The sequence below is a fragment of the Deltaproteobacteria bacterium genome (genome assembly GCA_009930495.1).
Lineage (GTDB): Bacteria > Desulfobacterota > Desulfovibrionia > Desulfovibrionales > Desulfomicrobiaceae > Desulfomicrobium.
Map to the genome: position 1 here is coordinate 1 of RZYB01000220.1, position 3,723 is coordinate 3,723.

Here is a 3,723-nt window from a genome sequence, read left to right on the forward strand (position 1 = left end):
TCAAGCCGTCAAAGCTCAAATGGGGCTGTTGTTCATGCCGTCTTTGCCGGCCCATGATCGGCGGGCGGCGACCCCCTCGGAAGCGCGAAAATACTTCTCCATCTGGCCACAATCTGGCCAATGATTTGAAAAGTGCTTAAAAACCCCTTAAAAATGGGGTGGATAACGGGATTTGAAATTGATCACACAACCCTCGAAATCCGCCCATTTTTCGGGGGAGATCAAACCGAACCAGGAAAAACAAGGTGGAATAAGGCGTTTCAAGGCGCGAATCTGGCCAATATTATCCCCGGGCCGGTGATGCGTTTTAACGCCATTTCACATCCGCCTCCGCCATGCCAGCCCCGCCGCGCCCAGCAGCATCAGCCCCAGTGTGGACGGTTCCGGAATGGCACAAAGAAACTGGTCTGGCGTCAGCGCCGTGTCGCTGATCCGGAATTCGTCCAGCCAGCCGCGAAACGTCCCGCTGTCGCCGCCGATGACTCGGTCGCCAGAGTTGTCCGTGCCGGGAAACCAATAGGGGCCGTCCCCATTGCTGCCGACTCCGCCCGTTGCCTCAAGAAGGCCATTGATATAGATGCTGTATTGCCCTGGAATTTTCACCAACGCCACATGCTGCCAAGCGTCAATTTCGACGCCGGTTGCCAATGTATATGGCATTTCAGAGTTGAAGCTCATGTTCCAATACAGAACGCCTAGCGATTCGGTTAAAGATAATCCTATGCCCGACCAACCGCTAAGTCCGAACACCGACGAGCCGATAATAGGCATGTCCGGTCTCATGAACATCTCCACCGTATAGCTCGTGCCCAGAAACATGTCCTGGCCGTTGCTCAAATCGACATATGCCCCTCCACCGCCCATGTGAATCGAGCCGGTGTTTGCAGCTCCGGTTTGCGGCACGGTCGCGGCGGATACATTCGTGCTCCAGCCTTGTGCATGCTCTGTATCTCCGATGCCCGGATCATGATAATAGAAACCTGTCAGGTCTCCATTGTATCTACCGGTTTCATCCACCGCAGTTCCGCCGCCCCCGTCCTCGAATCGCCAATATCCGACCACGCCGCCATCCGCGGGAACAATACCGCGTAATACCGCCAAAATAAAAACACTGACGGTGACGTATTTTCCTAATTTCACAGGTCCCCCTGTCTGATGAACACGCGATAGCCGCGCGCCGGAGCGCTGAGTGCCGCATTTCCGCTTCCGTCGGTCTGCACGGTCACGTTGGCGTTGATGAAATCCACCAAGTTGGTGTTGGCCCAGCCAGTATTCACGGTGTTGGAAAGCGTCATGGCTGCATGATCATTCAGAACTAGAATACAACCCGGCTTTGTTCCGTTGCCCGTGCGTTTAAGGATGAAAAGGTCGTTTGTGTTCGCCGTGGAAAGATAAGTGGATGAACCGGAAGCGAACCTCCACCGGGCATCAATCAACCGATCTATCTCGTTTGTCAACGGCGTCCCAGTCCAGCCGTCATCAATGGCATCATTCGGAGGATTCGGATCCGCGTATGGGCCGACGAAATAGTCATTGTATGCCACCATTGGCACGCCTTCGGAAATAAGGATAAACGCATAGGCCATGGCCTTGTCCTTCGTTATGCCAGTCTTGGCAGGCGAACCCTCGCCATAGGGTCTGATCTTGTCATGATCCCCCGCAAGCGTCACCGCCCATTGGGGGTTGACAGCTTGAAGCCCAGCAGACCGGAGGAGGCTCATCTTGAATGTGCCGTTGAAGTTACACATGTCCTCCAAGTGGAAGTACAGACGCTGGTCAAACATGGCCGCGCGGCGGTCGGTGAGTTCGATCCATGTCTCGAATTCTTCGACCGTAGCTTGCTCGCTGTCCGCCCAAAACTCCATGACGCTGAATTGATCCTTCATGGCGGGGGCGCTCATCAGTTCGGAGATGAACCATGGCTCGATGTTCTGGGCCACGTCCCAGCGGTAGCCGCGATAGCCTGCCTTGCCACTGGCCCAGGTCGCCCAGTTTTTTAGGCCGTGCCGCTGATAAGGGTGCCGCTGGCTCACATCCGCCGAAGTCGCCGAAGCGTCCCATGCATTCACGCCGTCGGGGTTGCCATAATTCGCATCATAACTGAAGGGTTGGTTGCCGTAGTTCACGTTGAAATATTGGTTTGTATTGTTGCCCGCCGGGTCCGGCTTCTCGAATATCTCGTGGTACTCCGGCTGGTAGTTGTAGCGATTCGTACCGCCCTCCGCCGTGTAGCCACCATTCATGTGGTTCATCACCAGGTCCACGATGGGCAGGATGCCCTGGTTCTGCATCGCCGCCACGCAGGATTTGAGGTGCGCCTCGCTCCCGTATCGCGTTTCCACGCTAAACTTTTCGGCATAGGTCCCGATGTCGTAATAGTCGAACGGATCGTAGCCAACGCTATTCCTGCCGCTGTTGCACTTCTGCGGCGGCGGCATCCAGACCATCGTGAATTTGGACAAGCGCCCCGTTTGAACAAGCTGGGTCAACTCGGGATACCAGAAGTTCGTGGAATAGCCTTGGAACAGCTTGGTCACCGTGCCGTTCGTCACCGACTCCACGTCGTAGCGTTGCGAGTCCGTATTGATGCGGAAGCGGATCAACCCACTCACCGTCCCCGGGATTGTGATGTTGGCCCCGCCCGAATTTGCCAATTCGTTCGTAATGGGCAGGCCCGTGTTGGTCATCGAGTTGTCGCCCCAACTCTGGTTTGTCCAGTTTCCGTTGGACACGAACTTGACTTGAACCCCGGACGTCGGCGCGGCGAAGTTATGAATGTATTCCCATGTGTAGTTTCCGACCAGAGCCATATTGTTTAACCCGGCGTTCCACCCATTAAGGCTGCCCGCCAGGGTCATCGTTGTCGTGTTGCTCGTAGGAACAAACGGCACTTTCCAATAGTAGCCTTGCAGCATGACATCATCGTCGTTCACCGGCGGCGCGGCGTTCGGCGTGGGCGCGCGGACGCCGGAAAGAAACACTTGCGCCCCGATCAGCGTAATCGCGCTGCTCTCGAAGTTGTTGTTTGTCAAGGTTCCGCTGGCGCTCTCGCCGTAGCATTCGCCCGAAAACCAGCGGTCGTTCACCCCCCAGGTGCCGCCGCAGATGATGGCCGCCGCTTTGAATGTATTGCTGGCGCTCAAGCCGAGATTGGTCAAGGCCAGTTTGATTTCGACCCCGGCGTTGGCTGAATTGGTTCCACGGTCGCCCCATTGCGAGATTGCGCCTGAACTGGACGTGAAACCGGGAAAATTGCTGACGGTCGTCGGCGTCAACCTGTAAACGCCCTGGCCCAAGCCCATGCTTGAAACGTCGTTCTTTCCGTCCGCGTAACGATCACCGACCAGAATCCCGACGTTCGGCGTGAAGTTGGCGCTACTAAAGGAAAGGTTGTTCGCCTGACCGAACGCGCTGGGATTGTTGGAAATCCCGGCCAGCGAGGCCGCGCCGCCGTTGGTGCCGTCGGTGTCGAGATAGATCATCAGCGCGTTGTTGCCGTTCTTCTCAAGACCCGCGACCCCAACATATAGGTTGGTGCCATCGTGGTTGAAGAAAATGCCACCGTGAATCTGGCCGTGGCCGCGCGCATCGCCTCCCGTCGCATAGGGCAGCATCCGGCCCGCCGAGGAAACGTCGAAAACTTCCGTTCCACTGTCGTCGCCGGCTGGATCGGTGCTCTCCACAACGACAACTTTGAACGGTGCCACCGTGATGGGAATGATC

2 protein-coding genes are annotated in these 3,723 nt (G+C 56.6%); both read right to left on the bottom strand.

Translation table 11 applies throughout. The annotated features are described in order from the left end of the window. Window positions 1–318: 318 nt before the first annotated feature. Window positions 319–1,140, bottom strand: a complete 822-nt coding sequence (locus EOL86_12815; GenBank protein ID NCD26456.1) for a PEP-CTERM sorting domain-containing protein — start codon at window positions 1,138–1,140, stop codon at window positions 319–321. After that, on the bottom strand, window positions 1,137–3,723 hold a 2,587-nt coding region (locus EOL86_12820), incomplete at its 5' end, for a DUF1939 domain-containing protein (protein ID NCD26457.1). The genes EOL86_12815 and EOL86_12820, both read right to left, overlap by 4 nt.